Source organism: Treponema lecithinolyticum ATCC 700332 (assembly GCA_000468055.1).
Taxonomy (GTDB): Bacteria; Spirochaetota; Spirochaetia; order Treponematales; family Treponemataceae; genus Treponema_C; species Treponema_C lecithinolyticum.
In genome coordinates, this window is the sequence record KI260554.1 from 193,304 (window position 1) to 214,964 (window position 21,661).

Annotated in this window: 18 protein-coding genes and 2 tRNA genes; 15 read left to right on the plus strand and 5 right to left on the minus strand. The window is 42.4% G+C overall.

Annotated features, from left to right (window positions below; all coding sequences use genetic code 11):
- Window positions 1-9: 9 nt before the first annotated feature.
- Entirely contained in the window at window positions 10-3,933 is a 3,924-nt protein-coding gene (locus HMPREF9193_RS01520) for a SpiroCoCo family coiled-coil protein (RefSeq protein WP_021686280.1), read from the plus strand.
- A 55-nt stretch (window positions 3,934-3,988) separates the two neighbouring features.
- Here the strand turns inward: HMPREF9193_RS01520 and recG are convergent, their stop codons facing one another.
- Together recG and HMPREF9193_RS01530 are read right to left on the minus strand one after the other, a co-directional pair.
- Window positions 3,989-6,145 (minus strand): ATP-dependent DNA helicase RecG, encoded by a 2,157-nt coding sequence (gene recG / locus HMPREF9193_RS01525; RefSeq protein ID WP_021686281.1) that lies wholly within the window; start codon window positions 6,143-6,145, stop codon window positions 3,989-3,991.
- Window positions 6,146-6,152: 7 nt separating this feature from the next.
- Window positions 6,153-6,722, minus strand: a complete 570-nt coding sequence (locus HMPREF9193_RS01530) for a YggT family protein (RefSeq protein WP_021686282.1) — start codon at window positions 6,720-6,722, stop codon at window positions 6,153-6,155.
- 145 nt (window positions 6,723-6,867) lie between these two features.
- On the opposite strand from HMPREF9193_RS01530, the gene HMPREF9193_RS01535 reads away from it, so the two are divergent.
- Together HMPREF9193_RS01535 and HMPREF9193_RS10985 are read left to right on the plus strand one after the other, a co-directional pair.
- Window positions 6,868-6,941: transfer RNA gene (locus HMPREF9193_RS01535), tRNA-Ile, on the plus strand.
- Window positions 6,942-6,948: 7 nt separating this feature from the next.
- A complete protein-coding gene (locus HMPREF9193_RS10985) occupies window positions 6,949-7,515 on the plus strand; it encodes a hypothetical protein (RefSeq protein WP_021686283.1) in 567 nt (188 codons plus the stop codon).
- A 68-nt stretch (window positions 7,516-7,583) separates the two neighbouring features.
- On the opposite strand, the gene HMPREF9193_RS01545 is transcribed toward HMPREF9193_RS10985, so the two are convergent.
- Both HMPREF9193_RS01545 and HMPREF9193_RS01550 read right to left on the minus strand, forming a co-directional pair.
- Complete coding sequence (locus HMPREF9193_RS01545) at window positions 7,584-8,480, minus strand: carbohydrate ABC transporter permease (protein WP_021686284.1); 897 nt, start codon at window positions 8,478-8,480, stop codon at window positions 7,584-7,586.
- A gap of 12 nt (window positions 8,481-8,492) precedes the next feature.
- Window positions 8,493-9,395, minus strand: a complete 903-nt coding sequence (locus HMPREF9193_RS01550) for a carbohydrate ABC transporter permease (protein WP_021686285.1) — start codon at window positions 9,393-9,395, stop codon at window positions 8,493-8,495.
- A gap of 182 nt (window positions 9,396-9,577) precedes the next feature.
- Between HMPREF9193_RS01550 and HMPREF9193_RS01555 the strand changes: the two genes are divergently transcribed.
- Window positions 9,578-9,650 (plus strand) — tRNA-Thr (locus tag HMPREF9193_RS01555).
- 106 nt (window positions 9,651-9,756) lie between these two features.
- On the opposite strand, the gene HMPREF9193_RS01560 is transcribed toward HMPREF9193_RS01555, so the two are convergent.
- Window positions 9,757-10,530: a class I SAM-dependent methyltransferase gene (locus HMPREF9193_RS01560; protein WP_169720443.1), complete on the minus strand. Its 774-nt coding sequence runs from the start codon at window positions 10,528-10,530 to the stop codon at window positions 9,757-9,759.
- Between the two features lie 135 nt (window positions 10,531-10,665).
- Between HMPREF9193_RS01560 and rlmB the strand changes: the two genes are divergently transcribed.
- The 11 genes from rlmB (at window position 10,666) to HMPREF9193_RS01615 (ending at window position 21,647) form a co-directional block, all read left to right on the plus strand.
- The gene (gene rlmB / locus HMPREF9193_RS01565) at window positions 10,666-11,499 is read left to right on the plus strand and encodes a 23S rRNA (guanosine(2251)-2'-O)-methyltransferase RlmB (RefSeq protein WP_021686287.1); all 834 of its coding nucleotides are present in this window, start codon (window positions 10,666-10,668) and stop codon (window positions 11,497-11,499) included.
- 10 nt (window positions 11,500-11,509) lie between these two features.
- Window positions 11,510-12,373, plus strand: coding sequence for a PAQR family membrane homeostasis protein TrhA (gene trhA / locus HMPREF9193_RS01570; protein WP_021686288.1), 864 nt, complete (start codon window positions 11,510-11,512; stop codon window positions 12,371-12,373).
- Window positions 12,374-12,564: 191 nt separating this feature from the next.
- The gene (locus HMPREF9193_RS01575; RefSeq protein ID WP_021686289.1) at window positions 12,565-13,881 is read left to right on the plus strand and encodes an ABC transporter substrate-binding protein; all 1,317 of its coding nucleotides are present in this window, start codon (window positions 12,565-12,567) and stop codon (window positions 13,879-13,881) included.
- Between the two features lie 22 nt (window positions 13,882-13,903).
- Window positions 13,904-14,791: a carbohydrate ABC transporter permease gene (locus HMPREF9193_RS10990; protein ID WP_040847212.1), complete on the plus strand. Its 888-nt coding sequence runs from the start codon at window positions 13,904-13,906 to the stop codon at window positions 14,789-14,791.
- The gene (locus HMPREF9193_RS01585) at window positions 14,788-15,615 is read left to right on the plus strand and encodes a carbohydrate ABC transporter permease (RefSeq protein WP_021686292.1); all 828 of its coding nucleotides are present in this window, start codon (window positions 14,788-14,790) and stop codon (window positions 15,613-15,615) included. The genes HMPREF9193_RS10990 and HMPREF9193_RS01585 overlap by 4 nt, the downstream gene beginning before the upstream one ends.
- Window positions 15,616-15,625: 10 nt before the next feature.
- Window positions 15,626-16,426, plus strand: a complete 801-nt coding sequence (locus HMPREF9193_RS01590; RefSeq protein WP_021686293.1) for a PHP domain-containing protein — start codon at window positions 15,626-15,628, stop codon at window positions 16,424-16,426.
- A gap of 14 nt (window positions 16,427-16,440) precedes the next feature.
- Window positions 16,441-17,784 (plus strand): ABC transporter substrate-binding protein, encoded by a 1,344-nt coding sequence (locus HMPREF9193_RS01595; RefSeq protein ID WP_021686294.1) that lies wholly within the window; start codon window positions 16,441-16,443, stop codon window positions 17,782-17,784.
- A 60-nt stretch (window positions 17,785-17,844) separates the two neighbouring features.
- Window positions 17,845-18,834 carry a carbohydrate ABC transporter permease gene (locus HMPREF9193_RS01600; protein ID WP_021686295.1) on the plus strand — a complete coding sequence of 330 codons (990 nt, stop codon included), beginning with the start codon at window positions 17,845-17,847 and terminating at the stop codon, window positions 18,832-18,834.
- Window positions 18,835-18,836: 2 nt separating this feature from the next.
- Window positions 18,837-19,679, plus strand: coding sequence for a carbohydrate ABC transporter permease (locus tag HMPREF9193_RS01605; RefSeq protein WP_021686296.1), 843 nt, complete (start codon window positions 18,837-18,839; stop codon window positions 19,677-19,679).
- A gap of 21 nt (window positions 19,680-19,700) precedes the next feature.
- Window positions 19,701-20,408, plus strand: a complete 708-nt coding sequence (locus HMPREF9193_RS10655; protein ID WP_021686297.1) for a FadR/GntR family transcriptional regulator — start codon at window positions 19,701-19,703, stop codon at window positions 20,406-20,408.
- A 3-nt stretch (window positions 20,409-20,411) separates the two neighbouring features.
- A complete protein-coding gene (locus HMPREF9193_RS01615; protein ID WP_021686298.1) occupies window positions 20,412-21,647 on the plus strand; it encodes an alpha-L-fucosidase in 1,236 nt (411 codons plus the stop codon).
- Window positions 21,648-21,661: the final 14 nt, after the last annotated feature.

The following is a 21,661-nucleotide window of genomic DNA, read 5'->3' on the forward strand; positions in this document are numbered from 1 at the left end:
TGGGGAACGATGATTGCACATATTCTTACAGTTGCAGTTTGTCTTGCCGTTGTGCTGGTATTCCGGCAGCTGGACAAAAACAATCGGTCGCTTGAAAAAGTCAAAAAGTTTACGGACAAAATTATTGCGGATTTGGGCGAGTATTTAAAAAACCGGGAAACGCAAGTTAAAAACGCCGGTGTTGAACTTGACGTAAAGCAAAGCCAAGCGGTTGCCGCAGTTAAAAGACTTGAACAAAACATTGCCGTTTTTGAAAACCGCAGTGCGGAATTTACAAAACAAACGGCCGTTATAAGCGAATTGCAAAAGCGCATTGCATCTTACGAACAAGTTATAAAAGAATTGTTCGAAATGACCGGAAAAGTTGAAGAAAATCTGGAAAAAATATACAAGCATTCGGCTTATGTAGATAAAGCTTCCAAACTATTGGATGAACACCAAAATCGTTTGACAGCAATAGAAAAACGCATACCCGATTTAATTTTAGATTTTGAAAAACAAAACAACGCGTATATGAGCCGGCTCGGAGCGGAATACACGGCGGCTCTTGAGAGGCGCAGCGCGGATTTACAAATGCTTGCCGATTCGGCTGTCGATAAAAATCAAGAATTGCTTGATGAAATAAAAAGCGTGTACGAACAGTCTTTGTCTTTAGCTGCGGAAAAAGCGGATTCGCTTGAAGGTGAAATTTTTGAAAAGTTAAAAGAAAACGTCGCTCACCGAAGCGAAGAATTTGAACAATTGCTTGAGCGCAGTACCCAAGACTTAACCGATTACATTGACCGCGAAAAAGAAATAATACGTTCGTCTTTGTCTAACAAAATAAAAGACGAACAGCATTCATACGATGAAATGTACGAACAGTTTAAAAACACTGCCGAAACGGCATTGAACGAAGTGCTTGAAGCTCAAAACGAAAGAATAAACGCGTTTTCCGAAAAAGCTTTTTCAGAATTGTCAGAAAGCCGCGAACGTTTGTTTGAAGCGATACAAGAACAATACGCAAAAGTTTCGCAAGAACTCGATGAGCGTCAAAACGAAATAAACGGCGCTATGGTAAAACAAGAAGACAAAATGAATGCGGCGCTGCAGGATTTTTCCGAGCGCATGTTTGCGGATTTAACCGAACGGCAGGAAAAATTAAATGAAAACGTCGGCGCGCAATCGGAAAAAGTTTTAAATACGCTTTCCGAATTTTCCAAACATAGAGAAGAGGTGCGCATACTTGCCGAGCGGGTAGCTGCGGAATTGCGCGATAACCGCGAAAAACTTTTTAGTGCGGTAGAAGAGCAGCGCGTACAAACGGTGCGGGAACTTGAAAACCGCCAAAACGAAATTAACGCCGTTGTGGAAAAAACGGAACGTTTGATAGCGTCGGCTTCGGAAGGTCAAAACGAAAGAATAAATCAAGCGCTTCAAGAGCAGGAAAGGCGGCTCGATGAAACGATTGCCTGTCAAGAAGAAAAAATAAAATCGGTACTTGAACATCAAGATGAAGCTGTGTTTGCAGCGTTGGACGAGCGGCGGGCAAAAGTTATTGAAGAACTGGAACGGTTATCCGAACACAGCGCAGCGGAAATCGGAAGGCAAAAACAAGAACTGGCTCAGTTTAATGCAAACTTCCAGCGTGCCGAACAAATGCTGCAACGTTTGGATGAATTTGAACACACCGTCTCCGATGTGCACCGGCATATAAGCGAAAGCACCGAAGCGGTTTCCGCACAAGCGCATGCAAAAATCGACGGCTTTTTAACCGGCTTGGACAAATACATCAGCGAAACACAAAAAGATATAAACTATCGGCTTAAAAAACTGGAAAGCGTGGGAAGTGATGTCGACGCTTTGGAAAACAATTTCCGCCGTTTAATGCAGGAAACCGAACAGCGGCTTGCTTGCGAATTTGAAGCATTCAAAGAAAATAGGGGTAGCGCGCAAAAAGATTTTGAAAGCAGTGTTAACGGCGCTTATGCGGAAATGAAAAGCGTTATCGATAATTTGGAACGGGAATTAACCGAATTAAAAACAAAAGCATACGACAACGTTTCCGAAAAGTTAAAAGTTTTTGAAGATGATTTTTTTGCCGACCTTAACAAGCGCAGCGATAATTTAACATCTTCTTTGGATGAATGGAAAAACGGCTTTGACAGCCGCTTAAGCGGTATTTCAAATCAATTTGAAGATGCTCGGCTCAGCTTGGAAAGCCGCTACGGCGAACAAATTAAAGAACAGATTTTGTCCGTGCAGGAAAAATACCGCGAACAATGCACACGCTGCGAGGAAAACATAGAAAAATCCGATAAAGAATTTGCCGCGCGCATGGACAGCATGGAAAAGATGTTGCATGCGTTTATCGATTCGCAAAAAAATGACATAGAAGAAGCAAAAAAAGCTGTCGAAGACTATGTAAAATCGGAATTGGAACAACAGGGGCAAAGCGCACTGGAGCAATTAAAACGCTACGAGCGGGATATCGGCGCACAATTAGATCAGTTGGGACGCTCTGTTGCCGTAACACAAGAAGAAACAAACGGATCGTTGGAAAGCATTTTAGGCGATATTTCTTCGTGGCGCGAGCGTTTAAACGTTCAGTTTGAAGAAAATCGTTCGCTGTATACCGAAAAATTAAACGCTTTGCAGCAAACGTCCGACGAACAAATCAATCAAGTTAAGCAAATGTTTGCCTCCGATATTGCTTCTTTTGCCGATATGGCAAAAGACGAAAGAGAAAAAATTGCTGCAGAATTAAGCGAATTACGCGAACAAAGTAAAAAAAGCGTTTCCGATTACGAACAGCGCACCGAACAAATGCTTGAAGAATTTAAAAAAGCCTATGAAACTATGCTTACCGATACGCAGCGTAAAATCCGCGAAGAAAATACCGATGCCGAACAAAAGCTGCGTTCGCTTAAAGCTATGGTACAAGAAGTCCGCGGCAAAATAGAAGAAACGCAAGAACAAATGACTTTAAAAGTGCAAACGGAAGCAAACCGCTTGCAAATGGATATGAACGATATCGACAAGCATCTTAAACAGTTTGTTGCGCAAACGCAGCTTTTTGACAAAGCTGAAGAAATGAAAAATCATTTGGAAAATCAAATCGGCGAACTTCGTGCGCATTCGGCGCGTTTTGATAATTTTAAACAAACGGCGGACGCTTTGGAAGCGCAGTTTGCAAAGATACGCGAAACCGACAAAGAAATTACACAAAAACTGCAGCAAACGGCTGCTGAAAAAAGCAAAATGGACGCGCTGGAACATACATTTCAGCGACTTATGGGGCTTTCTTCCTCTATGGATCAAAAGATTGCGGAGTTGCAAAACACCAGCGACGATTTGCAAATTTTACAAGGCGAAGTGCGCCGGTTTCAAGAAACGCTCGGCGATATTTCCGTCCGCTACGACCGCTTGGAAAAGAAAAATACTGTGCTTGAGCAAACCATCGAAGGCGTCGACCGAACTTTTGCCGGTTTGAGGGAATTGGAACAGCGCTTAAACGATTGCTCCGAACAAACTGCCGATTTGCCCGCTTCGGTTTCTATGCTGAGAACGGATATGGATTCGCTTGCACAAGCTTCCGAACAAATAGATACGGTTTTAAATAAGTTAAACGATTTGGACGACGTTTTGGCACAAACTTCCGAACGCATAGAAGAGGTGGAAAAAGCGCGCGATTGGATAAGCCGTACCGAAGTGCGCTTAAACGAAATGACTAAAGAAGCGCAAGAACAAGTTAATTTATTCGGCGCGCTTATGGACGAAGGGCGGGGTAAAAAACAAAAAAGTTCTGCAGGTGCGCCTCCTATTGCCGTACGCGAAAATGTTATAAAGCTGGCGCACCAAGGTTGGACAACCGAAAAAATTTCTGCCGTTATGAATTTGACAATAGGTGAAGTGGAGCTTATTTTAGATTTTTACGGCAAAGAAAGCCGCTAAACTGCTAAATTGCCGGCGGCGCTGACAGTGTTAAAAACGCTGTAAAGCCGGCACACTAAAAATGTTCAACTTCTTTTTGCACTTCTTCGTGCGCTAAAGCGAGCAGTTCTTTGTCGCGCACGGGGTCGGCAAGACCGAGCGTTAAATAACCGGATTGCTGAATGCCGCCGACTTCTCCGGGGCCGCGCAAGCGTAAATCTTCTTCGGCGATAAAAAAACCGTCGGTGCTTTCGTGCAGTACTTTTAAGCGCGCTTTGCCTTCTTGTGTTAAACGTGTGCCGTAAATTAAAAAACAAAAAGACTGCGCGCTCCCCCGTCCGACTCGCCCGCGCAATTGGTGCAGTGCTGCCAAGCCGAAGCGCTCGGCTTGTTCAATAACCATGCAAGTTGCATTTGCAACGTCAACGCCTACTTCTACAACGCTGGTTGCAGCCAGCACTTGAATGTCGCCGCTTTGAAAACGGTGCAGTGTGCGCTCTTGTTCGCTCTCTTCTATTTTTGAGTGGATGAGCGCGCACGAAAACTCGGGATATATTTGCTGCGACAGGCAGCGGTACATATTTTCTGCCGATTTAAGCTCTTCGTTTTGCATTTTATCGCCGCTTTCATCATCGCCTGCTATACGCGGATAGATAAAATATGCTTGGTGTCCTTTTTTTAATTCTTCGCGCACAGCTTCATACACGCGTTGTTCGTTTCCTTTTTTGGTTAAATACGTGCGTATGCTTTTTCTACCCTGCGGCATTGTTTTTATAACGGAAACATCCAAATCGCCGTACAGCGTGTGTGCGAGAGTTTGCGGAATAGGAGTTGCGCTCATCATCAATACTGCCGGCTCTTGCGGTTGTACAAGCGAGGTGCGCCCCTTGTCTATAATGGTTGCACGCTGCACGACTCCGAAACGGTGCTGTTCGTCTATAATCACCAGTTTTAAATTGCGGTACAATACGTTTTTGGAAAAAAGCGCGTGCGTTCCCAGTACTATGTCGATTTCGCCGTCTTTAAGCGCTTGTAAAAGCGGCGTGCGGTTTTTATTTTTTACGTTTCCGGTTAAAAAAGCCGTGCGCACACCCTGTCCGTTTGCCCCGACAAGGGGTTCCAAAAGACGGCTTGCGTTTTCCGCATGCTGGCGCGAAAGCAATTCCGTCGGAGCAAGAAAAGCGCATTGCGCACCCCAATCGATAACGCGCAGCGCAGCAAAAAAAGCCGTTAGGGTTTTCCCCGAGCCTACGTCGCCTTGCAAAAGCCGCGCCATATGGAACGGCGTTTTAAGCGTATCCGTATTGCTTTGGTGTGTGCCGCTGTTTTTTTGCGACGACACAAAACCTGCGTCGATATCGGCGTTCATTTGCGCTATAACCGTACGCTGGTCTTGCGTTAAAGCAAAGGGTAAGCGTGCTGCCAATTGTTTTTGGCGCGGCGAAAGTGAAGCAAAAAACTCTTTTTCCGTTGCGTATGTGCTTTCCGGTATCAGGGCATTTGTTTTTCGCCGTGCTGCGCGCTTAAGTACGGCTTTTTGAAAAAGATACAGTTCTTCAAATATAATCGAGCGCTTTGCCGATAAAGCTTCTGCCATATCGGCGGGCATGTGAATCGCTTTTATCGCTTGTGCTTTTTCCAAAAAGCCGTGTTTTGCCAGTATTTCCGAAGAAACTTCGCTTTCTATGCCTTTTGTATATTCTTTAAGCGCGCGGCTAACGGCTTTGCGCACTTGTGTTTGCGTTAAACCATCGGTAAGCGGATACACCGAATACACGGCGCTGTCCGGTAATGGCGTATGCTGCCATTCGTCAAGAGAGCCTTCTTTTGATAAAACGGACGCTTCAAAAGCGGACGATTGTATTTCTCCGTAGCGGTATGAAAATTTTCCGCTAACGCTTATAACAGCGCCTACAGGCAAGGTTTTTTGTAAAAACGGGCGGTTAAAGCACACCAAAACGCCGCGTTCGCTGCCGTCGCCGATAATTATTTTAAGCGTTTTCATACGCCCGAAACCGAACCATTCGTGTGAGATAACCGAAGCGGCAGTGTGAACTTTACCTTGTGCAAACTGTGATAAAAAACGCCTTTGTGTGCGGTCTTCCCAAGTTCTCGGGTAATAGGTAAGTAAATCGGACACGGTAAAAACGTTTACGGCAGCGAACGCGGCTGCAAGTGTTTGCCCGACGCCGGAAATGTGCGTTATCGGAATTCCTATGTCCTGAAGTTTCATATCGGCGTTATAAAAAACGGCTCACGGCATATCCTAAAAGCGCATACAGAGCTATTGAACACACCAGCGTGATAAGCAGCGCCGTTTTAGGCTGCACAAAGCGTTTGCCTAAAAAAAAGCGGCTTACTTTATATACAACAGGATTTAAAACCTGATCAATAGTATACCATACGGGGCTATTTGTCCGATGTAAAAGCTCTGCGGTCAAACGCACTGCCAAAAGCACATTAAAAAACATTAAAAGCGAAGAAATTACCGAAAACAGCATGCGTAACACGATAAAAACAACGGCAATTAGCGAAAAATGACGGGTGTGAGCCGTATATTTAAGCAACGAAGAAAGCATAACCAGTACACCAATTGCAACGACGGGGGAAAAATCCAGCCTTGTACTGCGTAAAAATCTTAGGCGGCGGAATAAATTCAGCCACGGATCGCATATTTGACTTAATAAAGTGCCGAATGGGCTTGTATTTAGTGCAGGAATCCAGGTAAGAAATACCCGCACGGTGCATAAAAGCGCATAAAGAGAAAACGCTCCGCCAAGTACGGACAGTAAATAAAAGATGATACGCATAAAATAAATATAACAAAAAAAAATCGAACAAGCAAGTTAAGGAAAGACATGCGGCGTTTTTAAACGTTTTAAACGTGTGCTTGACCGGTGTTTCGTTTTTGTGTTATACTCCATTTCACTGACGGTGTGCGCTGGTGCACCGTGCGGGCCCATAGCTCAGTTGGTTAGAGCTGCGGACTCATAATCCGTCGGTCCCTGGTTCAAGTCCAGGTGGGCCCATACTGTTATGAATTGTTTTAAAAAGTATACATCCTTTATTGCCGTAACGATTTTGTGTGCACTTTCTTTGCTGCATGCCGGAAACGGCGAAATTATCAAAGAAGATGCACGTAAATTGCTTAAAGATATCGGTGATGCGGCAGCGGATGCCGCCGTGTCGGTACAAAAAGCGGCGGAAGATTTAACAAAAGAAATTGCAGAATCTCTTGAAACTCCGCAAACGTCCGTAGCGCCGGAAAATCAGCCTTTTATCGGTACGTGGCGCACACATATACTAAAAGAGATTTACGATATCGTAATCGAAAGCAACGGTCTTATGCGTATTGAATATGATGGAAAACCGAATGACCTTGTTTTTATAGGTACGTGGACGGCAGAAAATAAAAAAATCCTCTTTAAAGTCAGTCAAAAAAAGACACAAAAACTGTTTAGTGAAACATCTACCTCTTTAAATGAAACGTGGGTAATCCGCTGGCGCTTGGAAAACGGAGCTCTGTACGTCACGTGTTCCGATTTTCCTGCAAATACCAGCGGCGTTTCTGCGGCAAACAATACACCGTATATTAAACAGTAGGCAGTTTGTAAGCAATCCGGCAAAGCAGGCAAAAATTGCCGAAAGCTGCCGTTTTTTTCCGTAGGGAGTTATTCTTTTCCTGCAGAATACATAGCGTTTCCGCCCAAAAAGTATTTGGACAAAGTTAAAAACAACAATACCATCGGCAAACTGGCAAGGAGTGCGACTGCCATCATTGCGCCTTCGTCGGCAAATTTTTCTTCGGCAAAACTTGCTATGTAAGTCGGAATGGTTTTTAGTTTTTGATCTTGAGCAACCATTAGCGGCCACATAAGATTATCCCATTGCTGGCGGAATGTCAGTATGGCAAGGGTTGCCAAAGCCGGTCCCGAATTTACCAAAACAATGCGCGAAAAAATACGCGGTTCGGAACAGCCGTCTATACGTGCGGCAGCAATTACATCGTCGGGAAAGGTTAAAAGGTACTGGCGCATCATAAAAACGCCGAAAGCGTTCATCATAAACGGAATAATTAACCCGCCGTATGAGTTTTGCAAATGCAAATTCAATACAACCATGTACAAAGGCACCATGATTGTTTCAAACGGAATCATCATTGTCATCATAATGAACATAAAAACCGTATTTCTGCCTTTAAAGCGGAACTTTGCCAGTGCGTAGCCGGTTATACAGGATAAAAGCAGGGTTGTAGCCGTTACCGCCGTCGATATAATGAGCGAGTTTAACACATTGCGTACAAAAATAAAGTTTTCGTCGTTGCCGGCGAGTGCGCGGTAAAAGTTAAACCAATGTATTTTTTTAGGAATCCAGCGGTACGGAATGGTGGTAATATCGCTTGCCGGCATAAAAGATGCCGTAAACATAAATAAAAGCGGTATAAGAACGCTTATTGCAGCGCCCAGTAAAAAAAGCGTCATTAAAACATTTTTGCCTTTTTCCGGAACGGTAGATAACAAAACTATAAATGCAAGCGCAAGTACGCTTAAAATCAATAAAAACTGCACGGGTTTCTCCCTTTAATATGATACGTCGTCGGAGCGCGAAAGGCGCAGCTGCACAATGGTTAAAATCAGCATAAACAAAAACAACAATACGCTCATAACGCTTGCTCTGCCTACGTTATAGTTATGCATTGCCGTATTGTAAATGTTGAGTGTAATAACGTTAACGGGACTGAGCGGAGAGCCGGATTGCGTAAATAAATACTGCGTGGAAAAGGTTTTTAAACATTGCAGCATTGCCATAATCGAAACAAGTGCGGTCGTCGGTTTTAAAAGTGGTAATGTAATACGGAAAAAAGTTTGACCGCGGTTTGCTCCGTCTATAACGGCGGCTTCGTATATTCCGCGCGGAATTTTTCCCAACCCGGTTAAAAACAAAACGGTAAAGTAGCCGATATATTTCCAAAAATAAACGGTCATAGTTGAAATTTGGAGCATAACGCCGTCGCTCAGCCATTTAAAATCGACGCCGGAACTCATCATTATAGTGTTTGCGATTTGGTTTGCAATTCCGCGCGGTTCGAATATGAGCTTCCAAATCAACGCGGCAACGACGGATGATAAAACTGCAGGCGAATAGTATATCAATTGCAGTGCTCGCGAAGCGGTCGGGCGGAACGTTAAAAAAGCTGCAAGAATTAAACTGACGATTACCAGCGGAATAAAGGTTCCTAGAGTAAAAACAACCGTAGCGCGCACCGAATTCCAAAAATCGGCGGATGCAAAGATTTTTATATAGTTTGCAATACCGACAAAAACAGGCGGTTTAAGCGATATCATGTTTTTGTTGCAAAAGCTTAAATAAAATGCATTGATAATCGGATAAAACGAAAAAAGCGTAAAAAATAAAAGCGCCGGTATTACAAACAGCCAGCCCCATACGGCAATTTTCTTTTCAAGGCTTTTTTTTTGAGCCATAGTACGTCCTTTTTTTGAAACACCGTTTTTCCGGTACCGCGAAAAACGGCAGGTAAGATATCGTATTAGGATACTGCGATACTTTTGTGCTGTCAATACTTTTGTCTTAGCTCTTCTTAGTCTGGCGGCTGTACGGTTGACCGAACGGGCAATTTTTACTATACTGCTTTTACTTTTAATATGCCAACTTAGCTCACTTGGCAGAGCAGCTCATTCGTAATGAGCAGGTACAGGGTTCGATTCCCTGAGTTGGCTGTAAGATAAAGGCGGCTGTGTTAAAAGGTCCCCGTTTTAAGCGCCGTTCGGTCCCTGAATCTATTTGCACTGCTGTGCGCAGGACTGCTGCAGACAAAATCGTCGTTCAGCGCAACATCCATAACAACGCTTGTTCCGGCGGGCAGCTTTCCGTATTCCAATCTTTAAAGTATTCTATAGACGTAAACCCCGCTTCTTTTGCATATTGTGCAATTTCTTCGCTTTGGGGTATGTATACGGGAACGTCGGTGCGTACCGGAATGCGTCGGCTGTCGTCGCGTTCAAGCTCTTGGGTTAAAAGCGTTGTGCCGTTTTCATCGTTCGTTTTTAAACTTGAAATCAATTTTATTCTTACGCTTTGCCGGCTTTCTTTTATATTGGGCAAGTGTATGATCATACAGCCGTTGGGAGCAAGCGTGGCTTTGCAATCGTAAAAGAATTTGCGCAGTAAAACAGGGTCGTGAATAAAATATAAAGCACCTTCAAGGCAGGTAATACAATTATAAAAGCTTTTTCCCAAAAAGCGCCCGATTTCCGAAGTGGTCATTTGAAAAAAGCGCACTGCGGTGTTGGGCATCCGCCGTCTTCTTGTGGCAGTGTCGATAAATTCATGTGCGGCGTCTATACCGGTTACATCGTGTCCTTGACGGGCTAAAGTGTGTTCAAATAAGCCGCTTGCACAGCCGGTGCGCAGAATTTTTGCAGGCATTGCATACTGTTTTAATAAATTTGAAAAAAAAACTTTTTGTTCTTCAGAGACGGGATATAATTCGTCGTAATACTCGATAATGTTTTGTAAATGTTCCATGTTTCTTCCGCTGTTAACTTTTATATACTTTCCGAATACTTCGGCTTTTAATAGATGTACAAATACTATCATACTTTTATTTTTTTCGCTACACCGCACCTGCGTGATTGTGAAAAATAAATTTTTAGCCGCTAAGTACCGTTTGTTTCGCATTGACTGTTGTGTGTGTCGTTGACCGGCACTTCTTATAACCATATAATAAGGCGGATGAAAGTTATAACAGGGTTTCACGCTATAGAAGAGCGGCTGCGCAGTATACAATCCTTAAAAAAGGGCTTGGCGAATGCCGAAAAAGACAATTTGCAAAACATTGAATTACATTACGCTAAAACGGGACCGCGCGTAAAAAAAATAAGCGCACTTGCCGGCAGCTTACACATTCCCTGTATTCACTGTACGGAAAAAGATTTAGACGCTTTGGTTAAGGATTTAAGCGTTCCGGCGCAAGACCATCGCGGAGCGGTGCTGCTTGTTAAACAAGATACAAAAAGTGCGGCGCATATCGTTGATTTTGACATTTTTATTGCGCAGCTGCACGAGCGATGGGTAAAAGAAAAAAAAAGTGCTCTTGTGGTTGTGCTCGATTCTCTTACCGATCCGCATAATGTAGGCGCCGTATTGCGCAGTTGTGATCAGCTCGGAGCGGATTTGGTAGTGCTGCCGGAAAACAGGGCCGTAAGCGAAAGCGAAATAATAGAACGCTCGAGTGCCGGCGCTTCGGCATGGGTTGCAACTTCGTTGGTAACCAATTTGGTGCGTGCGGTTGAAAAACTGCAAAAGTGCGGTTTTTGGGTATACGCCGCCGATGCGCACGGTACAAGCGTTCACAAAACGGATTTAACCGGCTGCACGGCATTTGTTTTGGGAAGCGAAGGAAGCGGGGTAAGCCGTCTTTTGGCGAAAACCTGTGACGGCGTGCTGTCGGTGCCGTGCTGCGGCAAACTGGACAGCTTAAATGTATCGGTCGCCGCAGGAATTTTGCTGTATGAAAGGCGGCGTCAGTGTTTGGAAAAAGCCCGTTCGGGAAGTGCCGATACTTAAAGGATGATTTATGCAAGATATACAAACCAATAAACAAAGCAATGAAGAAATTCGTGAAAAAGCCGCTCGGAAAATTTACGATATTAAACAAAAAGCAAAGCAGGACATAGAAGAAGTTAAGTACAATATGCATCTGGAATTGCTGGTCGGCAATCCTCGGGCGATAGATCGAGCGTGCAAAAGAGAAAACAGGCGGCGCTACCGCGAAGCAAAGCGTGAAGAATACCGCAACCGCACAAAGCGCTATTCGCTCGGCGAAGAAATATTCAATTCGATTACGCACGGCATAGGAGCAGGTCTTGCGATAGCGGCGTTGGTTTTACTTATCGTAAAAGCGGCTTTATATGCGCCGCACAGTTTAAAGGCATATTACGTAACGAGTTGGACACTTTTCGGTTCTTCTTTGGTTATTTTGTATCTTATGTCTACGCTGTATCACGCGCTTACCCCTGCACGGGCAAAAAGCGTTTTTTCCGTATTCGACCATGCATCGATTTACGTGCTCATAGCCGGAACGTATACGCCTTTTTGTCTTGCGTCGCTAAACGGAGTGCTCGGCTGGACATTGTTCGGCATTATTTGGGCGCTTGCAATAACGGGCGTTACGCTGTATTCCGTGTTTGCCAGCAAATTGCGTGCCGCATCGGTCATCACGTATATTCTTATGGGCTGGCTTGTCGTGTTTGCCTTTAAGCCGATGTACCGCGTGCTTCCGCCCGTAAGCATCGTTTTTTTAATAAGCGGCGGCATTGCATACACTGCCGGCACGATGTTTTATGCGATGAAAAACCGGAAATGGATGCATTCGATTTGGCATTTGTTCGTTATGGCAGGAAGTGTTTTACACTTTTTTTCGGTGTACTTTTCGATTTAATATACATGTACAACCCATATCAATAAAAGCCGTAATCAATATTCTTGCAACATTATGTATAAAACCTCTTTATAAAATTCCTTTTTAGAACCATTTTCCCCCAAAAAAAACATTGACAGCTGATAAAAATCGATTTATTCTTTATATATGGTTCTATAAAAGAACCATATATAAACGAAAAGGAGAATTGTATGAAAAAGACGTTTTTATTGAAAGTTTGTCTTGCTTTAGTTTTTGGTATGGTTTTTGCTGCTGGAGGGAAAGAGTCAGGCAAGACGGAACTTACGCTTTGGCATAGTTTTAGCGGCAACGCAGCCAAAGCTTTACAAATGATCGTAGACCAATTTAATACATCTCAAGATCGTATCTATGTAGATGCACAATACCAAGGGTCGTATGAAGAATCCCTTAACAAATTAAAAGCGTCCATGCGCACAAAATCCGGACCGGACATGGTACAAATTTATGAAGCCGGCACGCGTTTTATGGTAGACAGCGGATTTGTGCTGCCCATGCAGAGTATTATCAACAAATATAAAATTGATGTATCAAATCTGGAAGAAAACATCCTCGCATATTATACGATAAATAATCAGCTGTATTCGATACCCATGAATACATCCGTTCCCATCTGTTACTATAACAAAACAATCCTATCCCAATTAGGATATAAAGACGGCCCGAAATCGTGGGATGACATCATCACAATTTCGCAAACGGTACAACAAAAAAACATGTCGAAATGGGGAATTGCACTCTCAACGAATATGTGGTGGTTTGAATTAATGTTACTTCAACAAGGTGTAAATTTAGTGGACCAAAATAACGGGCGAAGCGGAGCTGCAACCCGTACTGTGTTTGCAAAAAATAATTTATCTTATCAAATTGCAGAAAAGTGGCTGTATTTGTATAAAAACAACTACGCTTCGAACACCGGATTTTCATCTTCGGATTGTCGTACCGTATTCTTTTCCGGAATGGCTCCGATTATCTTGGATTCTTCCAGTTCATTGCGGGATTATATCGATGTAACAAGTAATAAGTTTGAACTTGCCGTATGTGCTTTGCCTACATTGAATAAAGGAGCTGCAAACGGGGGAGTGACGCTGGGAGGCGCTTCTTTATACGTAATCGATAATAATAAATATACGGATAAAAAACTGGACTCCATTGCCGAATTTATTAAATACTTGATTTCCGTCGATGCACAATCAATATTATGTTTAAATACCGGTTATTATTCGGTAACAAAGTCCGTGTATGACTTGGATTCCGTTAAAAAGAACCTGCAAAAATATCCTCAATATGTGACAGTGCGAGATATAATGAGAGAATCCAAAAACATGGGAAAAGGAGCAATTTACGGTGTTTTTACGGAAGGGCGTTCGACATACAAAAACTATTTTGAAGAAATGCTGTTGGGAGAAATCAGCGCAAAAGAATGCATCGATAAATCTGCTCACGATATTGATATTTTGATAGCCGAATATAACATAGCAAACAAATAGGCAAAAGCAAAGGAAAAGCTGTATGGAGCGTAATAAAAAGCGTTATCGAGGGCAAATATTGCAAAGACTGGAGCCTTATACGTATCTTTTGCCTGTGTCGGTAATCTTCGGTATATTTATATATTACCCATTAGTACGAACAATCAGAATGAGTGTTTCTGTTGTAAATTCTATGGGAAGGGTTGTGTCGTTCTGCGGATTAAAGAATTTCGTAAATTTATTTTCTGCCGGCGCATTTTGGAACAGTCTTTTTTTAACAATAAGATTTGCGGTGATGATTGTCCCTGCACAAATAATTACCGGCGTATTTTTAGGCTTACTGGCAACAGATTCCAAAAGAAAAACTAATATAACACGCACCATATTTGCTTTTCCAATGGCAGTTTCATCTGCCTGCGCATCGATTATTTGGTTATTGCTCTTCAATCCTACCACAGGGCTGGTCAACTGGGTTCTGGGAAAAAGCATAGACTGGCTCGCTAACGGAAACTTAGCATTGCTTATGGTGACAGTTGCGACCTGGTGGCTGACAATGGGAATGAATTTCATTTATGCGTATTCAGGTCTTCAAGCTATCCCATCCAGTCTATATGAATATTCATGCATTGAAGGTGCAAATTACTTTCAGACGCTATGGTATATCACATTACCCAGCATGTCCCCTACGTTGTTTTTTTTGTTAATAGTTAATACGATCGGAGCCTTCCAAACATTTACCCAGGTAAAATTGATGACTCTGGGAGGCCCCGCAAATAAAACCTCCGTCTTATCGTATTCTATCTACAAAGAAGCATTTTTAAACAACCGTTGGGGATATGCTTCGGCACAATCCATCGTTTTCCTGCTTATTTTATTAGTAATTTCCATTATTCAATTTCGTACGGAGAAAAAAGGAGTGTTTTACCAATGAAATCTGTTTTTCGATTGGAACGGTTGGTTGTGCTTGCACTAAAGACTTTTATGATACTTATTATTTTATGCCCTATTTTTTATGCAATGAGTGTAAGTTTCATGACCACACCGGAAATTTTTAAAAGACCTCCGACACTAATTCCCTCCAGTTTTTTATTAACAAGCTATCGGCAAGCGCTTAAAACAGCGCCTTTGTTTCGATATTTATTTAACAGCTTTGTTATGGCTTCTTCGGTAATGATCGGACAAATTACTCTGGCGAGTATGGCCGCGTTTTCTTTCTCGCATTTTAAATTTAAAACCAAACAAATCATTTTTATGGCATTTCTGACAACCATGATGATCCCGGCGGAGTCATTAGTTATCAGCAATTATTTAACAATCGGCGACATGAGATTATATGACACATATCTGGCTATGATACTGCCTAATCTTGCTTCGGCAATGTCAATCTTCTTTATGCGACAAGCGTTTATGCAAATACCTACGGCATTGTATGAAGCGGCCAGAATTGAAGGATGCAGCAACTTCAGATATTTATTTACAATGCTGCTGCCCATGTCGAAGGGGTCCATTGGAGCAATTTGTATTTACACATTTATAAAAGCATGGAACGCTTACCTATGGCCCCTTTTGGTAACAAACAAAACCAGTATGAGAACAGTACAAATAGGTGTAGGGATGCTTTACGATAGAGAAGCCGCATCGTATAATATGATTATGGCAGGTATCGTTATTGTACTTATTCCTTCAATAGTGGTTTTTATTGTTGGACAAAGACAAATCCTTTCTGGTACACTGTCGGGAGCTGTAAAGGGCTAGGGAGATATAAATGCCTTATATTTATGAAACGCACATGCATACATCTCAGGCAAGTGCATGCGGAAAATCACCGGGAAAAGATTATATTCAAAAATATATAGACGCCGGATTTTCCGGGATTATAATTACCGATCATTTTTTTCGCGGAAATTGCGGAATCAGTAAAAACTTGCCTTGGGAACAACGCGTTCACTTATTTTGCCAAGGTTATGAAGATGCAAAAGAAGCCGGTTATAAACTAAACTTTCCCGTTTTTTTTGGGTGGGAAGAATATTATGACGGCGACGAGTTTCTGATTTACGGAATAGATGAAAAATGGATGGCGGAGCACCCGGAAATGGAAAAATGGACCCGCCTAGAACAATACCGACAAGTTCACCTTGCAGGGGGGTGTGTAGTTCAAGCTCATCCTTTCCGAGAACGAGATTATATTAAGACCATCCATCTATCTACTCGTTGTGTAGATGCGGTTGAAGGTGTGAATTCTGCCAATAGTCCGGAATGCAATGGACTTGCTGTAAGATATGCACAAATGCTGGGACTTCCGATTACAGGCGGCTCGGACAATCACTGTGCAGACACCATGCAATTTAAAAAACTTTCAGGTGTTGTATTTGAAAAGCCTCTGCGTGATATTCACGATTATGTCAATGCCATATTAAATCGTAAACCATTTAAAGTACATGCGCAACCGGAGAATATGGTTTGGCATGAAGATACAAAAATTCACACACCGGTACAAATTCACGGTGAAAACGACCGTATAATACAGGGAAATATCACACGCTTTTTACAGTGCGGTGAATTTTAATAAGGAGGTTTTTTATGAAAAAGGTATGGGTAACACTGCTTTGTTTTACTTTGATTTACAGTATGAGTTTTGCTGCAGGCGGCAAAGACGGAGCGGACAAAGCTTCCGTGCAATTGCGTTTCCTTGACGTTAATCCCGGTCCGGCGCGGCAAGAATATTATACAAAAGCTTTTGCACAGTTTAAAGACGAAACCGGCATTTCGGTTGTGTACGAAAGCGTTCCGTGGGACGATGCGGCAAACAAATTGACCGTATTGGGCGCTTCAAAAGACTTGCCCGATATACTTACCACGTGGGCAGGCTGGCTCGGCCAATTTACCGAAGCCGGCTGGCTTGAACCTTTGGCGCCGTACATCGGCAATACTTCCGGCGAATATGCCGACACGGTAACAAAACTGGTGTGGAAAGCGGAAAAAGAGCTGTACCGCGATATTTACACCGTCCCCGACGGCATGATGGTAAAGGGCGTTTTTGTACGGAAAGACTGGGCAAAAGAAGCCGGTTTGAATTTGGACCCGAAAAAAGGCTGGACGTACAACGATTTTTTTGAAACCGTAAAAAAACTAAACAATCCGGCAAAAAAGCGCTACGGCACTTCTTACCGCGGAGCGCGCGGTGCATTCGACCCTTTGTTTGTATACCTTGAAAGCTTTACCGGAGGGCGCGCTTATGCCGATGACGGAGAAGCGTTGTTCGACAGCCCTGAATGCATAGAAGCTTATAAAAAATGGTGTTCGTCTTATTTGGACGGCTGCGCGCCGAAAGATGCAATAAACTGGGGCTTTGTAGAAATGGTGGATAACTTTTGCGGCGGTTTAACGGGAACGCTTATTAACGATTCGGAAGTAGCTCCTTCGTGTATTGCTTCTTTAAAACCGGATCAATGGATGGTTATGCCTATGCCTAAAAGCGACAAAGACGGAAAAATCTACAACACGGTAAACTCTCCGTATGCGTACTCCATTGCTTCAAATTCAAAACACAAAAAAGACGCATGGCGCCTAATCGAATTTCTTACCCGTCCGGACAACAACATCAATTACTGCAAACTGACCGGTCTTATTCCCATCAAAAAAGCCGTCGGTAACGATCCGTACTACGGCCCGAACGGACCCTATGCGGCCTTTGTTCAACAGTTAAACGACAAAGATATGGTTGTTCCCTGTGCTTTCGGACCGTTTTCGTTAACCGATTTACACCAAGGCGCTATGCACGAAGAAATCCAAAAATATTTGTTGGGTAAACAAAGTGCCGAAACATCTTTAAAAAATGTCAGCAACGAGCTTGAACGCAGAATGAAAGCGTATTTAAAAGAAAATTCCGGCGCAAAAGTGGAAAAACCCAAAGGGCTAAACTGACTAAAATCGCATGAGGGAGGGATTTTTGTCCCTCCCTCGCAGCGCAAGATGGAATAAAGTATGGTTATCTTGATAAGCTTTTTAGCTTTTTTTACACTGCTTTGTATCGGCGGAATACTTGTAATCAATAATTCCGTCGGTGCCTCCGGCAAAAAAATATTTTGCATAGGAACGGCAAAAAAACTGGAACCCTTTGCTTTTCTTATGCCCACTTTTATTCTTTTATTGATTATGTTCGGCTATCCTTTAATACGAACGCTGATAATGGCGTTTCAAAATTATAAGCTTACACAGCCGAATAAAATATATTTTAATACATTTGCCAATTTTAAAAATTTGTTTTCGGATTCCGACATTGGTCTTATAATCAAAAATTCATTTATTTATGTTATCTGTTCGGTAACCGGACAATTTTTACTCGGCATGGGCTTGGCGTTTGCATTAAAAAAACCGTTTAAGGGCAGGGGTTTATACCAGTCGATTGTTTTTTTGCCTTGGGCGTTTTCGGCATTTGTTATCGGTTTAATGTACCGCTGGTCGTTTAACGGAGAATACGGCGTGGTAAACGATTTGTTACTTAAAATCGGCATAATTCCCGAAAGGATAGCATGGCTGGGAACGCCGGGGTTGTCGCTACTCGTCGTTACGCTTGCGATGATTTGGATGGGTGTTCCTTTTTTTGCAATTATGATATTGGCATCGCTACAGTCCATTCCCTATGATATTTATGAAGCTTCCTATTTGGACGGATGTTCGGCTGCAAGACGTTTTTTCCAAATTATTTTGCCGTATATAAAGCCGACTATAATAATCACAATTTTATTGCGGACCATTTGGATTTTCAATTCGTTCGATATGATTGTAATTATTACCAACGGAGGACCGGCAAACTATTCACAAACATTACCCTCGTACATGTACACAAAAGCGTTTGCGGCTTACGATTTCGGTTTGGCGTCCGCGCTTGGCGTTATCCTTATGGTAATTTTAGTCGTTTATGTAACGTTCTTTTTGAAGGCAACAAAATATAACAGCGCCGGAGATTTTTAAGTATGAATTATCAAGTAACAAAAACAGCCTTAAAAAGCGGAAGATTTATCGTTTTATGCTTGTATTTAATTTTTGTACTTTTTCCTATTTATTGGATGGTTGTAACGTCGCTCAAAGGCAATGCGGAAATAATCAATACGCAAGAGCTTACCTACTTCCCTCAAAAATTTACTTCGGAAAATTATAATCAACTGTTTTCGATGTACGATTACGGCAATATGCTGAAAAACAGTGTAACGGTGTCGCTGTCTTCGGCTTTTTGCATAACAATGCTTTCGATTTTCGGCGGCTACGCCCTTGCCCGTTATCAATTTAAAACAAAAACACTGTTTTTATTGTTTTTTCTCGTAACCCAAATGATTCCGGGCATTTTGGTAATTATTCCGCTGTACGTTATTTTTTCAAAAATAAATTTAGTCAACACGCGTTTAAGTCTTTTTCTTTTTTACCTTGTTTCAAATCTGCCTTTTTGCGCAATTACGATGCGAAGTTTTTTTGAACGTATTCCGTATACGCTGGAAGAAGCGGCTACCGTAGACGGTTGTACAAAATTGCAAACACTGCGAAAAATCGTTTTGCCGGTTATGTTCCCCGGTATTGTCGCTGTGTTTGTATTTGCTTTTATAGGCGCATGGAACGAATTGATTGCAGGAACCATTTTTATAAATACGCCCAATTACTGGACAATTCCCATCGGGTTAAAATCATTAATAGGGAAATATGATGTTAAGTGGGGCGTGTTAATGGCAGGCGGCGTTTTAGCCTTATTACCTACAGCGATTATGTTTGCCGCTATGCAAAAATTCGTTGTTGAAGGTTTAACCGCCGGTGCGGTAAAAGAGTAGAGAAAAAATAAGAGGAAACGTGTGCGCCACTCATCCGTCAAAATACAGCCTATTGAAAAAAACTTGTTACCCGATAAAGTTGAAGACGAAATTTTAACTTATATTGTAAAAAATCATTTAAAAGCCGGAGATAAAATTCCGTCTGAACGGGAACTTTCTTTAAAGCTTAAAGTAGGACGAAATTCCATACGCAACGCATTTTTATCTTTGGAAAATAAAAACATAATTGCCCGTCATATCGGAAAAGGCTCGTTTTTAAAAACAACACATTTTGAAAACGGCAAAGCAAACATTGATGTTCGGCTCTTTGAAGTTAATTTTACCGATATACTTGAAATCAAAACCGATTTGGAAAAGTTGGCGATAAAAAAAGCTATCGATAACGGTACCGACGAAATGTTTAATGAGCTCATACAAAAAGCAAAAAACATGACGGTTTTGGCAAAAAAGGGCGACTATTCTATAGAAACGGATAGAGAGTTTCATTCAAAATTATACGATTGTGCGGGTTCAAAAACATTAAAGCAGCTGTTATTAAATCTTATAGACGCTTTAGATTATTATCAATGTATATATGCAAATCCGCATGCGCAGTGGATACTGACCGTTCCGTATCACCTTGATATCGCATACGCTTGCAAAGAAAGAAACCTTGCACTTGCGCTTGCCGCGCATACATATATTTATAATTATGATTTAAAAGTACTCGGCTCAAAGGTAAAAGGGTAAGTTATGATACAAAAATGGTGGCAGGATGCCAAGTTCGGTATGTTTATTCACTGGGGGCTGTATGCCGTTCCGGCAGGCGAATACAAAGGCAAAAAAACGGACAATATTGCAGAATGGATTATGCACGATTTGCACATTCCCGTTTCCGAATACGAAAAATTCGCCGCTTCTTTTACCGCAGAAAATTTCGATGCGGATAAAATCGTGCGCCTTGCAAAAGATTGCGGCATGAAGTATGTGGTGTTTACGAGCAAACACCACGACGGTTTCGCTATGTACGATTCTCAGGTTGACGATTACAATATAGTCCGCCGCACGCATTTAAAAAAAGATGCCGTGCGCGAACTGAAAACGGCGTGCGACAAATACGGTCTTGCGTTCGGCCTCTATTATTCGCAAGCACAGGATTGGCACGATCCGGACGCATGCGAAGACGGCGAAAATGGCGAAGGAAAAGATTTCGAACGCTACTTTAAAAATAAATGCCTTGTGCAAATAAAAGAGCTTTTAACAAATTATGCGCCGATAAAACTGTTGTGGTTCGATACACCCATGTATATGACCGAATCGCAATCGAAAGAACTGCGCGACTTTGTCCGCAATATTCAACCGGATTGCATGATCAGCGGCAGAATAGGCAACGGCTTGGGCGATTACGTAACGACCGGCGATAATTTTATTCCGCTGCTTCCGCACGATTACTTTTTTGAAGTGCCTGCAACCGTCAATTCGACATGGGGCTATAATAAATTCGACACAAAATGGGCGGATCCAAAGGTTCTTATCAAACGGTTGGTTAAAATCGTTGCGCGAGGCGGAAATTATTTGCTGAACATCGGCCCCCGTGCAGACGGTTCGGTTCCGCAAGAGTGTATAAGCGTTTTAAAAGAAGTCGGTAAATTTCTTGCAGACAACGGCGACAGTATTTACGGCACCGTTAAAATTCCGCCGTATCCGTACGATATCGATTGGGGCTATTTTACTTTCAAGCCGGGAAAACTCTTTATTCACGTATTCGACGATTCACAAAAGATTTATTTGCTGAACATTCACAACAAACCGCTTAAAGCGTATATGCTCAAAGATAAAACGCCTTTAAAAATTATTGAACGCTGTACATGCGAAGGCGACAGCAGTTGGCTTATAAAATTGAGCGAGCACGACGGCAAAGACATAGACCGCGTTATTTGTGTTGAAGTGGAAGGCGATAAGCTGGAATTTGAACCCATAAAAACGTGATATCAATTTTTAAT